The sequence below is a fragment of the Steroidobacteraceae bacterium genome, from assembly GCA_041395505.1.
Lineage (GTDB): Bacteria > Pseudomonadota > Gammaproteobacteria > Steroidobacterales > Steroidobacteraceae > JAWLAG01.
Genome location: JAWLAG010000001.1, coordinates 700,048 through 717,970, shown reverse-complemented (window position 1 = coordinate 717,970; position 17,923 = coordinate 700,048). Strand labels below are relative to the sequence as shown.

General features: G+C 63.3%; 18 protein-coding genes. 9 read left to right on the top strand and 9 right to left on the bottom strand.

The features are described 5' to 3' along the window. Positions 1–21: 21 nt before the first annotated feature. From R3E77_03320 to groES, 7 genes are all read right to left on the bottom strand, one after another. Positions 22–942 (bottom strand): glyoxylate/hydroxypyruvate reductase A, encoded by a 921-nt coding sequence (locus tag R3E77_03320; GenBank protein MEZ5498444.1) that lies wholly within the window; start codon positions 940–942, stop codon positions 22–24. A gap of 13 nt (positions 943–955) precedes the next feature. Next, entirely contained in the window at positions 956–1,804 is an 849-nt protein-coding gene (locus tag R3E77_03315; GenBank protein ID MEZ5498443.1) for a GNAT family N-acetyltransferase, read from the bottom strand. After that, positions 1,805–2,956 (bottom strand): heparan-alpha-glucosaminide N-acetyltransferase domain-containing protein, encoded by a 1,152-nt coding sequence (locus tag R3E77_03310; GenBank protein ID MEZ5498442.1) that lies wholly within the window; start codon positions 2,954–2,956, stop codon positions 1,805–1,807. A 176-nt stretch (positions 2,957–3,132) separates the two neighbouring features. Beyond that, positions 3,133–4,434, bottom strand: a complete 1,302-nt coding sequence (locus tag R3E77_03305; protein ID MEZ5498441.1) for an MFS transporter — start codon at positions 4,432–4,434, stop codon at positions 3,133–3,135. 11 nt (positions 4,435–4,445) lie between these two features. Further along, entirely contained in the window at positions 4,446–5,327 is an 882-nt protein-coding gene (locus tag R3E77_03300; GenBank protein MEZ5498440.1) for a DUF1838 family protein, read from the bottom strand. A 114-nt stretch (positions 5,328–5,441) separates the two neighbouring features. Further along, entirely contained in the window at positions 5,442–7,085 is a 1,644-nt protein-coding gene (groL, locus tag R3E77_03295; protein MEZ5498439.1) for a chaperonin GroEL, read from the bottom strand. A 1-nt stretch (position 7,086) separates the two neighbouring features. Further along, positions 7,087–7,380, bottom strand: a complete 294-nt coding sequence (groES, locus tag R3E77_03290; protein ID MEZ5498438.1) for a co-chaperone GroES — start codon at positions 7,378–7,380, stop codon at positions 7,087–7,089. A 242-nt stretch (positions 7,381–7,622) separates the two neighbouring features. Between groES and dsbD the strand changes: the two genes are divergently transcribed. The 4 genes from dsbD (at position 7,623) to accB (ending at position 11,670) form a co-directional block, all read left to right on the top strand. Next, the gene (gene dsbD / locus R3E77_03285) at positions 7,623–9,818 is read left to right on the top strand and encodes a protein-disulfide reductase DsbD (protein ID MEZ5498437.1); all 2,196 of its coding nucleotides are present in this window, start codon (positions 7,623–7,625) and stop codon (positions 9,816–9,818) included. 227 nt (positions 9,819–10,045) lie between these two features. Continuing rightward, the gene (locus R3E77_03280; protein MEZ5498436.1) at positions 10,046–10,615 is read left to right on the top strand and encodes a TlpA disulfide reductase family protein; all 570 of its coding nucleotides are present in this window, start codon (positions 10,046–10,048) and stop codon (positions 10,613–10,615) included. Between the two features lie 116 nt (positions 10,616–10,731). Next, complete coding sequence (aroQ, locus tag R3E77_03275) at positions 10,732–11,193, top strand: type II 3-dehydroquinate dehydratase (GenBank protein MEZ5498435.1); 462 nt, start codon at positions 10,732–10,734, stop codon at positions 11,191–11,193. A 21-nt stretch (positions 11,194–11,214) separates the two neighbouring features. Further along, the gene (gene accB / locus R3E77_03270) at positions 11,215–11,670 is read left to right on the top strand and encodes an acetyl-CoA carboxylase biotin carboxyl carrier protein (GenBank protein ID MEZ5498434.1); all 456 of its coding nucleotides are present in this window, start codon (positions 11,215–11,217) and stop codon (positions 11,668–11,670) included. A gap of 208 nt (positions 11,671–11,878) precedes the next feature. Here the strand turns inward: accB and R3E77_03265 are convergent, their stop codons facing one another. Together R3E77_03265 and R3E77_03260 are read right to left on the bottom strand one after the other, a co-directional pair. Beyond that, positions 11,879–12,025 (bottom strand): hypothetical protein, encoded by a 147-nt coding sequence (locus R3E77_03265; GenBank protein ID MEZ5498433.1) that lies wholly within the window; start codon positions 12,023–12,025, stop codon positions 11,879–11,881. 694 nt (positions 12,026–12,719) lie between these two features. Then, the gene (locus R3E77_03260; GenBank protein ID MEZ5498432.1) at positions 12,720–12,860 is read right to left on the bottom strand and encodes a hypothetical protein; all 141 of its coding nucleotides are present in this window, start codon (positions 12,858–12,860) and stop codon (positions 12,720–12,722) included. 64 nt (positions 12,861–12,924) lie between these two features. On the opposite strand from R3E77_03260, the gene prmA reads away from it, so the two are divergent. Genes prmA through purH form a run of 5 tightly spaced genes read left to right on the top strand, consistent with a single transcriptional unit; the run spans position 12,925 to position 17,894 of the window. Further along, the gene (prmA, locus tag R3E77_03255; GenBank protein ID MEZ5498431.1) at positions 12,925–13,806 is read left to right on the top strand and encodes a 50S ribosomal protein L11 methyltransferase; all 882 of its coding nucleotides are present in this window, start codon (positions 12,925–12,927) and stop codon (positions 13,804–13,806) included. Between the two features lie 8 nt (positions 13,807–13,814). After that, a complete protein-coding gene (locus tag R3E77_03250; protein MEZ5498430.1) occupies positions 13,815–15,002 on the top strand; it encodes a zinc-ribbon and DUF3426 domain-containing protein in 1,188 nt (395 codons plus the stop codon). Next, positions 14,999–16,024 (top strand): tRNA dihydrouridine synthase DusB, encoded by a 1,026-nt coding sequence (gene dusB / locus R3E77_03245; protein ID MEZ5498429.1) that lies wholly within the window; start codon positions 14,999–15,001, stop codon positions 16,022–16,024. The genes R3E77_03250 and dusB overlap by 4 nt, the downstream gene beginning before the upstream one ends. A gap of 39 nt (positions 16,025–16,063) precedes the next feature. After that, positions 16,064–16,330 carry a DNA-binding transcriptional regulator Fis gene (gene fis / locus R3E77_03240; GenBank protein ID MEZ5498428.1) on the top strand — a complete coding sequence of 89 codons (267 nt, stop codon included), beginning with the start codon at positions 16,064–16,066 and terminating at the stop codon, positions 16,328–16,330. Positions 16,331–16,343: 13 nt separating this feature from the next. Beyond that, positions 16,344–17,894, top strand: coding sequence for a bifunctional phosphoribosylaminoimidazolecarboxamide formyltransferase/IMP cyclohydrolase (gene purH, locus R3E77_03235; GenBank protein ID MEZ5498427.1), 1,551 nt, complete (start codon positions 16,344–16,346; stop codon positions 17,892–17,894). Positions 17,895–17,923: the final 29 nt, after the last annotated feature.

Here is a 17,923-nt window from a genome sequence, read left to right as displayed (position 1 = left end):
GCCTCCCGCCGTGCACTCTACCTAATAGCCGCGCTCGCGGTCGACCACGTCGCGCAATGGTTCGCCGCGCTGATGACGCCGCAGGTTCTCGAGTACCACGGCTGCGGCCGTCAGCGGTTGGGTGATGCTGGATATATGCGGCGTCACGGTGATTTGCGGGTGGCGCCAGAAGGGATGACCGGCCGGCAATGGCTCGGGGCTCGCAACGTCCAGGATGGCCTCGGAAAGCTGGCCGCTGCCAAGCGCCGTGAGCAACGCCTGCTCCTCGAGCTGCGCGCCGCGGCCGACATTGACGAGTGCCGCGCCTTGCGGCAGCGCCGCGAACAGTCGCGCATTCAAAATGCCGAGCGTCTCGCCCGTCAACGGCAGCAGGCAAACCAGAACATGACAGCGCGCGAGGAAGCCCGGGAGCTCGTCCTTGCCCGCGAAACAGCGAACGCCCGCGATCGACTTGCGGCTGCGGCTCCAGCCAGCCAGCTGGTAGCCGAAAGTCGCAAGGCGGTTGAGTACGGCGCTGCCCAACGATCCCAGGCCCATTACGCCGACGCAGACCTTGTCCGCAGTCGGCCCAGCCAGTTCCTGCCAGCGCTGCTGTGCCTGCAAGTCTGCGTAGGCGCGGATACGGCGATGAATCGACAGAACGGCCCAGGTTACATACTCGACCATGCCGTTGATGATGCCCGGTTCGACCATGCGCACGATGGGAACAGCGGCAGGCACGGCCGAAAAATCGATCTGGTCGACCCCGGCACCGGTAGAGAAGATCACGCGAAGTCGCGGCATTTGCGCCAGCAGCTCGCGGCCCGGAGCCCAGGCGATGAGATACTCGACCTGCTCGAGCGCTCCGCAATCAGGCCAGACATGAAAGTCGAGGTCGGGAGCGTTTTCGGAAAAATACCTGGCCCAGGCGCTACCGCGCGCGACATCGGCTTTGTAGAGCACGCTCAATGATGTGCTAACCCAAGGCCTGCGCTGCCAGTGCCAGGCGCCGCATGCCGCGCTGGGCCATCGGCGGCCACGCGCCGCGAACCATGATGGTCACGCGATCGACACAGCCAAGGCCGGCAGTGGCCAACCAGCGCCGCAGTTGGTCGGCGTCGCCCGGCACATCGATGCGGACCAGGCCGTTGACGCCTCGCATCTGCTCGGCGGCGAGCACGATCGCCATGTCCTGGTCCACTGCGACGAGCGGCCCGATTACCAGACCCCGCCCCGAGGGACGGCGCATGGCGAAGCCTCTGGGCCGGCCATCCTGCACTGCGATCACTGCATTGCCGCTCGCCAGCACCGACTCGATGAGCGCAGGACGCTTCGCGCCGAATGCATCGGCGTCGAGTTCCACCAGCAGTCCCAAATCCTCGGCCTGCCCGGTGCGCAGCTGTAGATTCGGCAGCGGCGGTGGCGTCTTGACAGACAGATCCGCTGCCTGCCACTGCTCGATCGATCCGCGCGCGGCAAAGCCGCAGTCACGATAGAGCTTGAGTCCCGCGTCGGTCGCCGCCAGCTGCACTGCCCGCCCGCCCGTGTATTGCAGTGCCTTGTCCATCAATCGCCGTCCGAGTCCCTTGCCCTGCAGTGCCGGATCGACGATCACGAAACCCAGTGTTGCCGCACGCTCGCTCCAGTTCCAGACAATGATCGTACCGACGACCCGGCCGCTGGAATCGCCGGCGACCCAACCTTTGCCGAGCGAGAATGCAAGCTGCCAGTCGGCCAGGCGGTGCGACCACCCGACCGCCTGGGTCAGCGCGAGACCCGCGGGCAGATCGCCCGCCTGCATGGGGCGAATGCGTAATTCGCTCATTCAGAAGTACCGCACCCAGGCCTGGGTCGAGCGCTGCTTGTAACGGGCGAAGGCGCTCACCGGGAAATACAACACGATCGCGAGCACAGCCGCGACAACCCAGATCCAAAGGACGCGTTCGACGCCAAATCGCTCGCCATGATTGGCACCAAATATTGCAACGGCGAGATTCTGCAGGATCAGGAGCGTATACAGATGCAGCAAATAGAAGAACATCGGCGCGCCACCGTACAGTGTTACGACCCGGGCGAGTGCGTTGTTCGCGTGCTCGAAGGCGGCCAATAACAGGAATGCGAGACCCAGGGTCAACAGCAGAAAGTCGAGCGACGGCGGATACTTCGTATAGTTGACGAATGACATCAGGGTATGAACCGGATCCTGCCCGGCAACCCATGGCAATGTCTCGCCATAGATATTGAAGCCGCGCAGCACGAGCAGCACGGCAAGACTTGCGATTCCGAGTTGAATCAGCCATCGGACACGTTGCGCTGAACTCACCGCCGTGCCGTATAGCGGTCCGGCGAAGTATCCGAGGAGGATCACGCCGATCCAGGGCAGCAGCGGATAGCTCACCTTGATCATGAACGGGCCACCCGGGGCGATCAGATAGCCTTTCTCGTAAAGTATCGTCCACGGCATGTAGCCCGGGTCACCAGGCTGGAAGTGAATGCCCGTGAGAAGGTTATGCCCGAAGACAATCACGAAGCCGGTGACCGCGATCGCGATGCGTGGCAAGCGGACGAACAACGCCAGCACCATCATCGACAGTCCAATCACCCAGATCACCTGCAGATAAATCCGCGTCGGTGACAACGTGCCGGTCCAGGCAAAACTCACCAGCGTCCACTCGAGCACGACGAGCAGCAAACCGCGCTTGAAGAGAAACCCACTGGCCGAGCGCTCGGGGCGACCAGGCGGGTGCGCATAGAGCCAGGCGGACAGTCCTGTGAGGAAGACGAAAGTGGGTGCACACAGGTGCGCGCACATGCGGGTGAAGAACAGTTCGGGCGCCGTGCTGTCCACGGCCATCGGATCGCTCACCTGCAGGTGAAGATAGATGGTCTCGCGAACGTGATCGACGAGCATCAGCAACATGACCAAGCCGCGAAGCAGGTCTATGGCAACGATGCGGGACCTGTGCGTTGTATTCATCGACTCCCCCTGGTCTGGCCGGCCGCCGAAATCAAAATAATCGCTACGCGCCGGCATTAGCCGCTCGCTTTGGCAGCGGCGACGGCCATTTATTGCATAGAATTACCCAAAAACGCGCACCTATTTGGTGCTTAGCTCGACCCATCGGGGTAGAACCCAGCAGCCGGCGTGATGATTCAGGCCTCGACTCTCGCCTCGGCAAGTTCCTGCCCGAGCGTGCGCGAAGCCAGAAAATAATGTAAGGCCGCCCAGGCACCGAACAGGAGCGCAACCGAGAGCAGCGCGTAGCGCAGCGAATCGACGCCATAGACCGGGCGCAGCAGGTCGCTCACGATGCCGGCGGCTGGCGTGCCGGCAATGCCGCCAATGAGATTGGTCATCAACAACAGTATGGCCGCAGCGGTTGCTCGCATGGCCGGCGGCGCCAGTGCCTGTACGGCTGCAAAACAGGCGGGCCCCTGCATGACCCCAAGCATGAAAGCGAAAAAGGCCGCGGCGAGCGATACCCACTGCGCACTTGCGAGAAACACCAGCAGGAAGGCCGGAGTCGAGATCAGCACGCCATAGGCCGACACGAGCGCATACCAGCGCGCATTGCGCCGCGTCGCGACGTCGGTCACGAGCCCGCTCGCCAGCATGCCGAGCAGCTGCGAAAATCCGAGCACCATGGCCAACAGGAAGCCGACCCGCGCGACACCGAGCTCGAACGAGCGGGAATAGAACGACGGCAACCACTGCACGACGCCGAGCCAGACGGCAGCGTAGAAGCCGTTGCCGAGACAGATGTGGCGGAAGGCCGGCGAGGTGATCAACCGTCTCACCACGGCCAGGAATGGCACCGCCGTGAGATCGCCGCGCTCGCACTGGCGCGGCGGCTCATGGAGTTTGCGCGCCGCGGTGATCGCAAGCAGCAGGCCAGGCACGGCAACCGCCCAGAGCGCATGCCGCCAGGAATAGGCTTCGGCCAGCCAGCCGCCCAACAGGAAACCGACCGTAATGCCCACCGGCGATCCGATCGTGAATACCGCCATCGCCCGCGTGCGCTGCGCCGGCGGGAAATAATCGCTGATCAACGAGTGCGCCGGCGGACTCGCGCCTGCCTCGCCTATGCCCACCATGACCCGCGCCAGCGCGAGTTGCACGAAGTTCTGCGCGAGACCGCAAAGCCCCGTCATCAGGCTCCAGATCGCGAGCGATACGCTGATGATCGCCTTGCGACTATAGCGATCAGCGAGCCGGGCGATCGGTATGCCAAGCGTTACATAGAAAATCGTGAACGCAAAACCGGTGATGATGCCGATCCCGGTATCCGAAAGCGCGAGATCCTTCTTGATCGATGGCAGCAGCACGGCCAGCATGTAGCGGTCCATGTAATTGAAGAAGGACACGAGAAAGAGCAAGGCAAGGCTGAAACCTGCGCCTGACGCTACAAGCTCGTGAGCTGAACCCGCCGCGGTTCGTGACGAAGGGTTCCGCACGGTCCGCCTCCCTAGCTTCGTGTCGGCGCGGGTGTCTGTTGCCTGGAGTAGAGCTCGAGGCTCGCATGGCTCGGGCCATAATCCTCGGTTGGCGCATGCAGCATGTGCGGACAATTCTTCTCGGCGTACTCGCGCACCTGTTGCGGCAACTTCGAAATGCTGTCGAAGCCGATCATCGTGGACGCGTACATCACGTGGCCCGGCGCCTGCCCCATCAGCATCCAGGGCAACCAAGGCGAAATTCTGTGCCAGGTCCCGTGGTAGGGCACGGCCGACAGCGCCGGGTTCTCGAGATCACGGCGTTTGACGAAGAAGCGCATCATCTCCGTGACCTGTGCGCGCGGCCCGGCTGATTCGCGCGGCCACTTGTCCGGCTGCAGTGGGTTCGAGTAATTCAAATGCATGTCCGTCGAGAGCACCAGCGTCTCGGTGTCGAGCTCCTGCCAGGGAAAGAGCAGGGGGAGCTTCGGTAACGAGGCGCGATCACCACGGAAATCCTCGGGCGCGAGTATCAGCGTCTCGCTGATCGTGTAGTTGAATGGATCGTTGATGACCTGGACGACCTTGACTTCCTCCTGCGTGAACGGGTTTTGCCAGCGGTCGATGATCTCGCCCGGCTGGCCGCCTCGCGTCAGGCCGGTGTAGAAGATGACCTCCTTGTTGAGACGGCGGATGTTGCCATCCGGCAGCGGTACGAGCCGCGTTACGAGAAAGGTCTGAAAACCGAGGATGGGCTTTACAGCCTCCCCCGGGCGCACTGCCAGGATGGTGCCCGTGCAATAACAGACCCGTTCCTTGTCGCTATCCATGTCGGCCTGGATGCGCGCCCAGGCATCGCGGTTCCAGCGCGGTCGCGCAAAATCGATCTTGGTTTCGAACGGGATGATGGCCATGGTCCTGACTCAGGCAATTTGCCGTGGGACAACAGTCATCGATCTTAAAACAAAAGGGCCGACATCACTGCCGGCCCTTTGTCTATCGACCAATAGGTGAAGTAACGCCGGGCGTTACATGCCCATGTCGCCCATGCCGCCCATGCCGCCAGGCATCGGGGCGTGGCTGTGCTCCTCATCCTTCGGAGCCTCGGCAATCATCACCTCGGTGGTGAGCAGCAGGCCCGCCACCGACGCGGCGTTCTGCAACGCGAGCCGAGTGACCTTGGTCGGGTCGAGGATGCCCTCGTCCAGGAGGTCGCCGAACTCACCCGTCGCAGCGTTGTAGCCGTAGGCGCCTTTGCCAGACTTGACCTGGTTGAGGACGACTGCGGCATCTTCGCCGGCGTTTTCCACGATCTGGCGCAGCGGCTCTTCGATCGAACGGGACAGGATGCGAATTCCAACCGTCTGGTCTTCGTTCTTGCCTTCGAGCTTGTCGAGCGCCTTCTGCGTGCGCAGCAGCGCCGTGCCACCACCCGGGACCACGCCTTCCTCGACGGCCGCACGGGTTGCGTGCAGGGCGTCTTCGACGCGGGCCTTCTTTTCTTTCATTTCGATCTCGGTGGCCGCACCGACCTTGATCAGGGCAACACCGCCGGAGAGCTTGGCGACGCGCTCCTGCAGTTTTTCCTTGTCGTAGTCGGAAGTGGCTTCCTCGACCTGCTGGCGGATCGACTCGATCCGGCCCTTGATCTCGCTCGCCTTGCCGGCGCCGTCGATGATCGTGGTGTTCTCTTTCTCCACCAGGATCTTCTTCGCTTCGCCGAGGTCATTGAGCGTCGCCTTCTCGAGCGACAGGCCCACTTCGTCGGAGATCACCGTGCCACCCGTGAGGATGGCGATGTCCTGCAGCATGGCCTTGCGACGATCGCCAAAGCCCGGCGCCTTGACGGCGGCGACCTTGAGGATGCCACGGATGTTGTTGACCACCAGCGTCGCAAGCGCCTCGCCCTCGACGTCCTCGGCGATGACCAGCAACGGCCGGCCCGCCTTGGCCACGCCCTCGAGCAGCGGCAGCATTTCGCGGATGTTAGACACCTTCTTGTCGCAGAGCAGGATGTAGGGCTTGTCGAGCTCCGTCGTCTGGTTCTGCTGGTTGTTGATGAAATACGGCGAGAGGTAGCCGCGGTCGAACTGCATGCCCTCGACGACTTCGAGTTCGTTCTCGAGTCCCGAGCCCTCTTCGACCGTGATCACGCCTTCCTTGCCGACCTTCTCCATGGCCTCGGCTATGGTCTTGCCGATCGACTCGTCGGAGTTGGCGGAGATCGTGCCGACCTGGGCAATCGCCTTGGAGTCCTTGCAGGGCTTCGACAGCTTCTTCAGTTCATCGACGATGACGCCGACGCCCTTGTCGATGCCGCGCTTGACGTCCATCGGGTTGCGACCCGAGGCGACCGCCTTCAGACCCTCGCGAATGATCGCTTGGGCGAGCACAGTGGCGGTGGTGGTGCCATCGCCTGCTTCGTCAGAAGTATTGGACGCGACTTCCTTGACCATCTGCGCGCCCATGTTCTCGAACTTGTCCTTGAGCTCGATTTCCTTGGCGACCGACACGCCGTCCTTGGTGACGGTGGGGGCGCCGAAGCTCTTCTCGAGCACCGCATTGCGGCCCTTCGGGCCGAGCGTCGCCTTGACCGCATTGGCCAGGATGTTGACGCCGCGGAACATGCGCTGGCGCGCATCGTCGCTGAAACGTACGTCTTTAGCTGCCATGTTATTTGCCCTCGATAATGGCCATGACGTCTTCTTCACGCATGACCAGTAGTTCATCACCGTCGACTTTGACTTCCGTTCCGCTGTACTTGCCGAAAAGGATCTTGTCGCCGACTTTCACATCCAGCGGACGGACATTGCCGTCTTCCAGGATCTTGCCTTTGCCGACCGCGACCACCTTGCCCTGGATCGGCTTTTCAGCGGCCGTATCCGGGATCACGATGCCACCCGGGGAAGTACGCTCCTCCTCCAGGCGCTTCACAATGACGCGATCATGAAGAGGACGAATCTTCATGTTAGTTGCTCCTTCAGAAGCTGTTGATAATTAACGATTTTTCACAAGTCCGGAGTTGTTAGCACTCCTGGACGTTGGCTGCTAATGATAGGGGCAGCGCGTTGGATTTCAAGCCCCCCGCATGATGAATTGCGCAACAAGGCGCGGCCGCAGCGGTCTATAGCTGCCATCATGAGTGGATCGGTCATTGCTTGGGCGGCCTCGAAGCGCAATTTCGCCCACTCGAAACGGGTCAGGTGATTATGTTCAAGCGGAATTCTTCGCTCCTCGCTGTTCTTTTGCTCCTGGTGGCCGCGGTGGGCACTGCCGCGGAGGATGACTTCATTCCGGTAGAGGATGCGTTCCGCTACAGCGTGTCGAGTGATGGCGGGAATGTTGCGGTCAAGTGGCAGGTCGCGCCCGGGTACTACCTCTACCGGGATCGCATGTCCGTCGCGAGCGAAGATCCCGCCGTGCGCCTCGATACGGCCGAATTCCCCGCAGGGGAAATTCACGAGGATGAATATTTCGGCAAGCAGACCATCTTCCGCGGCCAATTCACCGTGACCGCGAGAGTGCTGCATGACGGCGATGCACCGGCTTCCTTGCCACTGCTGCTGAAACTGCAGGGTTGTGCCGATGCCGGACTGTGCTATCCGCCGCAGACCTGGCGCACCACGGTCGCGCTCACACAGGCGCCGGCTGCCGGTGCAGTGGCAGCAAGCGACGGCCTGTCGCGCATCATGAGCGGCGGCGGTGGCGCGGACGAATTCCTCCCCGTCGACGATGCCTTCCGGATTCTGGCGAGCGCCGACAGCGCCGACCGCGTGGCCATCGAAGTCCTGATTGCGCCCGGGTATTACCTCTATCGCGAAAGGCTCAGCGTGAAGAGCGATTCGCCGGCGATTCACCTGGGTGCGATGGTGCTACCCAAAGGCGAAACCAAGGAAGACGAATACTTCGGCGTCCAGGAGGTCTACCACGACCACCTCAGCATCAAGCTGCCGGTCTCCCGCCGCGCCGGGCCCGCCGTGAAGGTGGTGCTCAGCGTCGGGTTTCAGGGATGCGCCGAAGCGGGCCTGTGCTATCCGCCGACGACCCGCGATTTCACCGTCGAGCTTCCAGCGACGGACCAGGCGGTCGGTGCATCCGGCGGCAATGGGGGTAGCGATGCGTTCGTCTCCGAACAGGATCGACTCGCGGCGCTCGTGCAAAACGGCAATTTCGCCCTGATGCTGGCCACGTTTCTGGGCCTGGGGCTCTTGCTCGCCTTCACGCCTTGCGTGCTACCGATGATTCCTATCCTCTCCGGCATCATCGCCGGCCAGGGCGAGCGGGTCACGGCAGGTCGCTCGTTCGCGCTCTCGCTCACCTACGTTCTCGGCATGGCCTTCACCAATACCCTCGCCGGCATCGCCGCAGCCGCCGCCGGCCAACAGGTGCAGGCTATTTTCCAGCAGACCTGGATCATCGTGCTCTTCGGGCTCCTGTTCGTTGCGCTCGCTGTCGCCATGTTCGGCGGCTACACCTTGCAGATGCCGGCGGCGATCCAGTCGCGGCTCACGGCAGCCAGCAATGCCCAGGCCGGCGGCACATTCATTGGCACAGCCATCATGGGCGCGTTGTCGGCGCTGATCGTCACGGCCTGTGTCGCGCCGCCGCTCGTTGCCACGCTCGCAGTCATCGGCCAGGGCGGCGATGTCGTGCGCGGCGGCAGCGCCCTGTTTGCCATGAGTATCGGCATGGGCGCGCCATTGTTGGTGGTCGGCGCATCGGCCGGCCATCTGTTGCCGCGCGCTGGCGCCTGGATGGAGACCGTCAAGCAGCTCTTCGGCGTGCTGATGCTCGCCGTCGCTGCCTGGATGTTCGCGCGCATCCTTCCCGAGCGCTGGCAGTTATTGCTGTGGGCGGTGCCCGCCTTTGCCCTGGCCGTGATCCTGCTGCGCGCGACGACCCGCAAGTCGTCGACGCGACTTGTGGCGCGAACGGTCGCGCTCGCTGCGGCTGCCTATGGGCTGCTGCTCGTCGGCGGTGCCGTACGCGGCGCGACGGATCCGCTCGCGCCCTGGGTCGCCAGGACGCATGCACAGGGCCTCGCGTTCGAGCGCATCAAGACCGTCGCGGATCTCGATGCAGCCGTGCGGGGGGCGAGTGCCGCGGGCCAGGGTGTCATGCTGGATTTCTATGCGGACTGGTGTGTGTCCTGCAAGGAAATGGAAAAGTACACGTTCACCGACGCTGCGGTGCAGCAAGGGCTTGGGCGAGTTCGCCTTTTGCAGGCTGACGTTACAAAGAATGACCCCGAAGACCAGGCACTCCTCAAGCACTTCGGGATCTTCGGGCCGCCGACGATCGCGTTCTATGGCCGGGACGGGGTCGAGCGCAAGAATTTCCGTGTGGTCGGCTTCATGCCCGCCGCCGAGTTCGCACCGCTCGCAAGGCGCGCGACCAGCGACTGAACCGCCGCTCCCGAATTGGCGCAGCCGGCGGCGCGACGCCCGCCCTTGGTTATACTGGGCGCTTGCGCGAGTCCGACTCTCCTTCCAAGCCGCCCATGCCGCCTCGTCCAGGGGCCAGGCACCTGCCCGCCGTGCTGCTGGTCGTCTGCATGGCCGCCTTGGGATTCTGGTTCGCCCGCACTTTTGTTTCACCCAAGATACAAATCACAGCGAATGAGCCAGCTTCGATGCAACAGACGGACGATTCGGCGCCTGCCAGCAGCGGCCGCGGCGTTCCGGAGACACTTCCGGCCATCGCGCTCGCCGGCCTCGATGGACAGAAGCACAGTCTCGCCGAGTTTGCGGGAAACGGCCCCCTCCTGGTCAATTTCTGGGCGACCTGGTGCGCGCCCTGCCGCCGCGAAATCCCCCTGTTGATGACGCTCGCAAACGAGCGCTCCGACCTGCGGGTGGTTGGGATTGCCGTCGACTTCATGGACGAGGTACGCCGGTTCGCCGATGAAGTCGGGATCCGCTACCCGGTGCTGGTCGGCGAGGACGACGGCCTGGCGGCTGTCGATGCCTTTGGCGTCCAGCCGGTCTTTCCATTCACGGTATTCGCCGATCGCAGCTCACGAATCGTTGCAACCAAGATCGGGGAATTGCATGCCGATGAGGCAAAATTTATTATCAATCAGATAGATAAGGTTGACGACGGGCGCCTCGACCTGATGCAAGCCCGCACAGCCATCAGTCTCGAACTGACCCGGTTGGCTCTGGAACGCAGCCGGAACACGGCGGAAAATTCAGCCAAATAGCGCTTACTGCACCTATCTTGCGGCGAAAACGTGCAAATTTGCACCGATCGTGTAGATTCCACGATCTTGAATATGTTGCCTCATAACGACAGGGCGCCCTCGGGCTGCCGCGCGCCATGAGCCCCCGGGTGCTGCTGGTGAATGGCCCGAACCTCAATCTTCTGGGCCAGCGCGAAGTCGACATTTATGGCCGGGCGACGCTCGAGGACATCACCCGGCGCTGCCGGTCGCTCGCGCGCGAGCTTGGACTCGAGCTCGACGCCCTGCAGAGCAATGCCGAGCACGAGTTGATCGACGCGATCCACCAGGCAAAGCGCGATGGCGTGGCCTGCATCGTGATCAATCCGGGCGGCCTCACACATAGCAGCGTGTCGCTGCGCGATGCGCTGCTCGCCACGGGCGTTCCGTTCATCGAAGTGCATCTGTCGAATATCCACGCGCGCGAGTCCTTTCGTCACAAGTCGTATTTCTCGGACGTCGCGATCGGCGTCATTTGCGGCCTCGGCCCGCAAGGCTATGAGCTCGCCCTGCGTGCCATAGCGTTGCGGCTCGCTCAAGCGCCCGGCAACCAGCATTAGAAAAAAAGGGGATCAGTCAAAATGGATATCCGCAAGGTCAAGAAGCTCATCGAGCTTTTGGAGGAATCCGGGATCGCCGAGATAGAAATCAAGGAGGGCGAGGAGGCGGTGCGCATCAGCCGCATGCCGACCGGTGCCGTGACCACGCAATATGCGCTGCCCAATATCGCCGTGCCCGCGGCGCATCCGCCAGGCGCCGCCGCAGAGCCGGCGGCCGGTGCTGCAAGCGCGGCGCCCGCCGGCGGCAACGACAATGACCTCGTCGTGACCGCACCGATGGTCGGGACCTTCTATGCGGCTCCCACACCCGGCGCCAAGTCCTTCGTCTCGATTGGCGATGAAGTGAAGGTCGGCCAGGTGCTTTGCATCATCGAAGCAATGAAGATGATGAACCAGATCGAGGCGGAGAGAAGTGCCGGCCGCCCACGTCGATCCTCGCCAACAATGGCGACCCGGTATCGTCGCCGCTGTTCGTGATCGAGCGGCCGAGCCGCTCGATAAGATCGTCATCGCCAACCGCGGCGAAATTGCGCTGGGATCCGCGTGCCTGCCGGGAACTCGGCATCAAGACCGTGGCCGTGACCTGACGGCCGATTACAACCTGAAGCATAAAGTTGGCGGACGAATCGGTCTGCATTGGTCCGCCCTAATCGACGCAGAGCTACCCCCAACATGCCCGCCATCATCAGCGCCAGCGGAAGTCACCGACGCCGTCGCGATCCATCCGGGCTACGGGTTCGTCGGAGAACGCGGATTTTGCCGAGCGTGTCGAGAACAGCGGTTTCGTCTTCAACACCACGCATCCGGCGATGGGTCTTGCTATCAGGATCATGACTGAGCATGGTACTTGTGCCAGCTCGGTGGATCACGAAAGATGATATAAAAACATTTTATCGCAATGATCGGCGAAGTCCGATTACTGGTACTGGCGGTGGCGGTGGCTGCGGGTAGCGTGCCGTGCTAGCGACGCGATGCCAGAATGATCACCCTGACGTAGCAAGCGCTCAAGCGCTCTTCGGCACGAATAGGTCTGGCATGGAAAGTTCTCGAGCGGCCGAGTACATCGAGTCTGCGTCATCGCCGACAATTGCGGTACGTGCCGCATCGGGTGGATGGACTGCTCGATGCGCCGCCACCAGCGTGTCGAGGTAGCACCAGCCGGTGTCGGCGCCGAGACCGCGCTGATGGTGATGAGGTCGTCGTGGTTCTGGGCACAGGTCGGCTATCGGTGGCGTTGGGTACGCCTGAATTCCTCTACCAGGATAATGGTTCGCTGATCGAATAATATCTGCATCCAGTCGAGTATCCCGGTGGATGAAGCCGCACCGGACTGACCTTGTAGCCGTAACTGGGGATCGTGGTGGCGCTTAACCATGTTCCAGCCAGTCCGATCCAGCTGCGGCGCTGGCGACCGAATGCTGACCACGCTGAGGCGACGCCAAGAACTGCGCCTCGACCAGAAGAGGTGGCACCTGCCAAGGTCCCGCAGCGGGTCGATAGCCATATGGATCACAGCAAGCGTCCTACTATTGATCTCGCTGGTTGCGAAGATCATCGCGTACGGAGATTCGCGCGCGACCGCGATCGTGCGATGCAATGCGCTCGCGGGAAATGGTCGTCGAGGGTATCAAGACGAATATCGCCCTGCACCAGAAATCTTCAGTCATGCGGCATTCCAGAACGGCGGCCAGAGATCCATACCAGACCTGAAGCACGTCGCCTCGGCCTGAAGTGAACGATGCCTTTCTGTCGATAGGGCTGCGCCTGCGCGGGCGCGATGCCAGCATATGCGAACAGCACTTCTTCGCGGCCGGCGCGCTCGCCGTCAGCTACTTCGATGCCGCCGATGAACCAATACTCGAACCTGCCCCGGGTACGCAGCCGTTATGGTCCGACGCGCGCATCGAAGCCCTGTTCGCGGCGGAGGCCGTCGATGTGACGCTGCTGCCGCGTCTGGCGCGGGATTGCGGTTGTGAGGTCTCGGAGCTGCTCGCACGCAGCGTCGCCAATCGCGCCTGGGAGCGGGAGTGGTTGCGCGATTTTCGCGCCATGCGCTTCGGGCGGCGACTCTGGATCGCGCCGACCCACGATCCCGTGCGCGAGCCCGGCGCCTGCGTGGTCAATCTCGACCCGGGACTCGCATTCGGCACCGGCACGCACGAGAGCACGCGCATGTGCCTCGAATGGCTGGACGGGCAGCTCCACCCGGGCGATCGCGTGCTCGACTACGGCTGCGGCTCCGGGATACTCGCGATCGCAGCCCTGCGCCTTGGCGCAGCCCGTGCCGACGCCTACGACATCGATCCGCAGGCGCTCGCGGCCACGCGCTGCAATGCCATCGCGAACGACTGTCTCGAGCGACTTCGGATACACGATGCTGCACGCGGCTTGCCAGACGATTGCGATCTCCTGCTGGCCAACATACTCGCAAACACGCTGGTGGAACTCGCCGCATACCTGTCCACGCGCCTGCGATCGGGCGGGCGGATCGTGCTTGCCGGGATACTGGCCGAGCAGCAGGCCGCCGTGACAGAGGCCTACCGCCCGTGGTTTGATATGCGTCTTTCGGACAGGCAGAACGAGTGGATCTGTCTCGCCGGAATCCGTCGCTGATCGGTCGCATGTATACGATTTGTCCCAAGTGCGCCCTCACCCTGGCGCTGACCGCTGCCGATCTGCGGGCCGGTCGAGGCTATGTGCGCTGCGGCCGCTGCGTCAGCGTGTTCAACGCCCTGCCCTCATTGCACGACGAGGTCGGCTCGGCACCGACGCCGCTGTCGCCCACGGTGCCGGCGCAGCTGGCCGCTGCGCAACCGGTGCAGGAGACTGCCCCGGAGCCGGCAGGACCGCTGGCCGTCGCAGAGCCCGACGATGAAGATCTCGAATTCCATCCCGAGATGAGCGATGTGCGACAGGTGTTCATCGAGCCAGAAGCGCAGGCCGATGATCACGCGACCGGAACATTCGAGAACATCGTGCTCGAAGCGGAAGCCAACGAGGCGGAAGTCGACGAGCCGGACGGCGAATCGCAGCAGGGCGAAGGCACTTCGAGTTCGGGTTTCTACCTGATCGAGGACGAGTTCGATGTTGCTGACGCGCCGGCCGTCGAGGCCGAAGACGTCTGGGTGCTCGAATCCGGCGGGGCCAACGACTCCGCGTCCGAAATCGACGTCGATGATCTGCCAGCCGCCAACGACGAGTACGTCAAGGCGAGCGCTACTCATGCCGTGCCCGCCGAACCCGGGGATGGCGAGGACTTCGCCGCAGAGCAGATCGAGGAAACGACCGCAAGGCGGCGACGGTTGCTGCAGCGCAGCGGCGCCGCCTTGCTCGGCGTGCTGCTCACGGCGCAGTTGTTTCATGCCAGCCGCGATGCACTCGCGGGCACGGCCGCCTTCGGCAACGGCGTGCGCGCATTCTACAGCGCCGTCGGCCACCCCCTGCGCTCGACCTTCGATGTCGCAAAGTACGACGTGCGGCAGCTCGGCGCGGATACCGACCCGGTGCGAAAGGCGTTGGTGGTCAGGGCGAGCGTCGCCAATGCGGCCGCACAGGCTCAGCCCTATCCGGTGCTGCGCCTGACGGTTCAGGATCGCTTCGGCAAATCGATCGCGGCACGCAATCTCGAGCCGAAGGAGTATCTGCAGCGCCCGGCGGCGGCAGCGAGCCTGTTGACGCCCGGCGAGCGCATCGATGCTGAAATCGTCCTGGCCGATCCGGGAACCGACGCCGTCGGCTTCGAGGTCGATGCCTGCCTCACGTTACGCGACGGCTTGCGCTGCGCCAACGGCCTGCAAGCAGCGCAATGACGCGGCTCAACACGCGCCAGGGCGCCAGCGGCGAGCTGCGCCTCGGCAAGCATCGCATCGATGGTCATGTCTGGCTCGCGCCCATGGCGGGAGTGACCGACCGGCCATTTCGGATCCTGTGCCGCTCGCTCGGTGCCGCCGCCGCGGTGGCCGAAATGCTGAGCTCGGACCAGCGCCTGTGGCGATCGCGCAAGTCGCAACTGCGGATGGATCATGCCGGCGAACCCTCGCCGCGCATCGTGCAGTTGGCTGGCGCCGACCCCACCCAAATGGCGCTCGCCGCCCGTGCCAATGTGGATCTCGGGGCGGAAGTCATCGACATCAACATGGGTTGTCCGGCCAAGAAGGTCTGCAATCGCGCCTGCGGGTCCGCTTTGCTGCGCGAGCCGGAGCTCGCGCTGCGGATCATCGCAGCGGTCGTGGGGGCGGTCGACGTCCCGGTAACGCTCAAAATGCGCACCGGTTGGGATGTGGCATCGCGCAATGCCGTCGAGGTCGCCACCCGCGCGGCGCAGGCGGGCATCGCGATGATTGCCGTTCACGGCCGGACGCGTTGTGATTTCTACCAGGGCAACGCCGAGCACGACACGGCGGCGCGACTGCGTGCATCCCTCGATATTCCGGTGATTGCCAACGGCGATATCACCAATGGCGCGGTCGCGCAAGATGTAATTGCGCGCAGTGGCGCAAACGCTGTCATGATCGGGCGCGCGGCGCACGGCCAGCCGTGGATTTTCCGCGATGTCAATAGTCATCTCGCGACCAATTCAACGGCGCATTCGCTTTCGCGCAAGTACAAGCATGATATTATTTTGCGGCACCTGGAATCCATCTACGCATTTCATGGCGAAGCAGGCGGACTCCGGATCGCGCGCAAACACCTGAATTGGTATTGTCAGTCGTTGCAGGCGGCATCGCTCTTGCGAAGTGCATTACTCGCTTGCGCGACGACTGCAGAACAATTCAAATGTGCGCAACGGCTGCTGGACACCCGCTCCGGGCAGGACAGCGAAGCCGCATAAGAAGAATGTCGGGCGATAACGGTTGGGGACGATGCGCGAATGATTGCCAAGAAGACGACGGCCAATGGTCATGTCTCGGTGCCGCTGCGCCGGCATACGGAAAAGGCCTTGTCGAGCTACTTCGAAACGTTGAACGGTCATCGTCCTGCGGACCTGTACAACCTCGTCATCCGCGAAGTCGAGGAACCGCTCTTTCGCGCCGTACTGCGCCACGTCGACGGCAACCAGAGCCGTGCCGCGGACATCCTTGGCATCAATCGCGGCACATTGCGCAAGAAAATGCGCCAGTTCGGCCTCACGCACTGAGCCGGCGGCGGTGATGCAGGTGCGACGGGCATTACTGTCGGTTTCCGACAAAAGCGGCATCGTCGAGTTCGCGCAGGGCCTTGCAGCGCTCGGCATCGAAATCATCTCCACCGGCGGCACTGCCGCTGCGCTCACCGCAGCAGGCATCGCAGTCAAGGACGTGGCAAGCCACACGGGTTTTCCGGAAATCATGGGCGGGCGCGTCAAGACACTGCACCCGCTGATCCACGGCGGCCTGCTCGGCCGGCGCGGTATCGACGAGCAGGTGATGGCCGACCACGGGATTGCGGCGATCGATCTGCTGGCCGTGAACCTCTACCCGTTCGCGCAGACGGTCGCACGCGCCGACTGCAGCGTGGCCGAAGCCATCGAGAACATCGATATCGGCGGCCCTGCCATGGTGCGAGCGGCCGCGAAAAATCACGACGCGGTGACCGTCCTGGTCGATCCGACGGATTACGCGGCGGTACTCGCCGCCCTGCGCGCCAGCGGCGAAACTGATGCCAGCCTGCGGCGGCGCCTTGCCGCCAAGGCCTATGCGCATACCGCAGCCTACGACACCATGGTCGCCGCCTATCTGAATACGCAAGGCGGCGCTGCCCCTGCCGTCGAGCTGCCCGAAACCCTCACCCTGGCATTCAAACGGTTGCTGCCGTTGCGCTACGGCGAAAACCCGCACCAGCAGGCGGCGTTCTATCGCGACCCGGCTGGAAATGGCGTGGGTAGCGCGAGGCTCCTGCAGGGCAAGGAGCTTTCGTACAACAACATCGCCGATGCCGACACCGCGATCGAGTGTGCACGACGCTTTGCGGCGCCCGCCTGCGTGATCGTCAAGCATGCGAATCCCTGCGGCGTCGCCGTCCGCAACGATCTCGCCGCTGCCTACGAGGCGGCGTACCGGACGGATCCGACCTCCGCTTTCGGCGGCATCATTGCCTGCAACCGCGAGATCGACGAGGTGACGGCGCGCCTGATGATCGAACGCCAGTTCATCGAGGTGCTGGCAGCGCCGTCATTCTCGACCGCGGCACTGACGCTGCTCGCTGGCAAGCCGAATCTGCGCGTCCTTGCGACCGGCGAGCTCGGGCCCGGCATTGCGCGCCTCGAATATCGCAGCGTCAACGGCGGTCTATTGGCGCAGACGAGTGACGAACTGACGCTGCGCCCAGGGGATTTCAAAATCGTCTCGCAACGGGTGCCCGGTAAGGAGGAACTCGGCGATCTCGAATTCGCCTGGCAGGTTTGCCAGTTCGTCAAATCCAATGCCATCGTCTTTGCAAGGGATCGCGCCACGGTCGGCGTCGGCGCCGGACAGATGAGCCGTGTGTACTCGACGCGAATTGCCGCCATCAAGGCGACCGATGAGAACATTGCCGTGGCCGGCGCGGTCATGGCTTCCGATGCCTTCTTCCCATTCCGCGATGGCATCGACACGGCGGCCGGGTTTGGTATCCGCGCAGTCATACAGCCAGGTGGCTCGAAGCGGGATGACGAAGTCATCGCCGCGGCGAACGAGCATGGCATGGCGATGCTATTCACCGGCGTGCGCCATTTCAGGCACTAGCACCTGTCTCATAGCCCCAATGAACCGCC

Bases quoted from the DNA above. Each gene is read 5' to 3' on its own strand.
- fis (MEZ5498428.1), top strand. From the start codon at position 16,064: ATGATTGCCAAGAAGACGACGGCCAATGGTCATGTCTCGGTGCCGCTG.
- R3E77_03280 (MEZ5498436.1), top strand. From the start codon at position 10,046: ATGCAACAGACGGACGATTCGGCGCCTGCCAGCAGCGGCCGCGGCGTT.
- purH (MEZ5498427.1), top strand. From the start codon at position 16,344: ATGCAGGTGCGACGGGCATTACTGTCGGTTTCCGACAAAAGCGGCATC.
- R3E77_03310 (MEZ5498442.1), bottom strand. From the start codon at position 2,956: ATGAATACAACGCACAGGTCCCGCATCGTTGCCATAGACCTGCTTCGC.
- R3E77_03300 (MEZ5498440.1), bottom strand. From the start codon at position 5,327: ATGGCCATCATCCCGTTCGAAACCAAGATCGATTTTGCGCGACCGCGC.
- groES (MEZ5498438.1), bottom strand. From the start codon at position 7,380: ATGAAGATTCGTCCTCTTCATGATCGCGTCATTGTGAAGCGCCTGGAG.
- accB (MEZ5498434.1), top strand. From the start codon at position 11,215: ATGGATATCCGCAAGGTCAAGAAGCTCATCGAGCTTTTGGAGGAATCC.
- R3E77_03315 (MEZ5498443.1), bottom strand. From the start codon at position 1,804: ATGAGCGAATTACGCATTCGCCCCATGCAGGCGGGCGATCTGCCCGCG.
- dusB (MEZ5498429.1), top strand. From the start codon at position 14,999: ATGACGCGGCTCAACACGCGCCAGGGCGCCAGCGGCGAGCTGCGCCTC.
- R3E77_03265 (MEZ5498433.1), bottom strand. From the start codon at position 12,025: ATGATCCTGATAGCAAGACCCATCGCCGGATGCGTGGTGTTGAAGACG.
- aroQ (MEZ5498435.1), top strand. From the start codon at position 10,732: ATGAGCCCCCGGGTGCTGCTGGTGAATGGCCCGAACCTCAATCTTCTG.
- R3E77_03260 (MEZ5498432.1), bottom strand. From the start codon at position 12,860: ATGACTGAAGATTTCTGGTGCAGGGCGATATTCGTCTTGATACCCTCG.
- R3E77_03250 (MEZ5498430.1), top strand. From the start codon at position 13,815: ATGTATACGATTTGTCCCAAGTGCGCCCTCACCCTGGCGCTGACCGCT.
- groL (MEZ5498439.1), bottom strand. From the start codon at position 7,085: ATGGCAGCTAAAGACGTACGTTTCAGCGACGATGCGCGCCAGCGCATG.
- dsbD (MEZ5498437.1), top strand. From the start codon at position 7,623: ATGTTCAAGCGGAATTCTTCGCTCCTCGCTGTTCTTTTGCTCCTGGTG.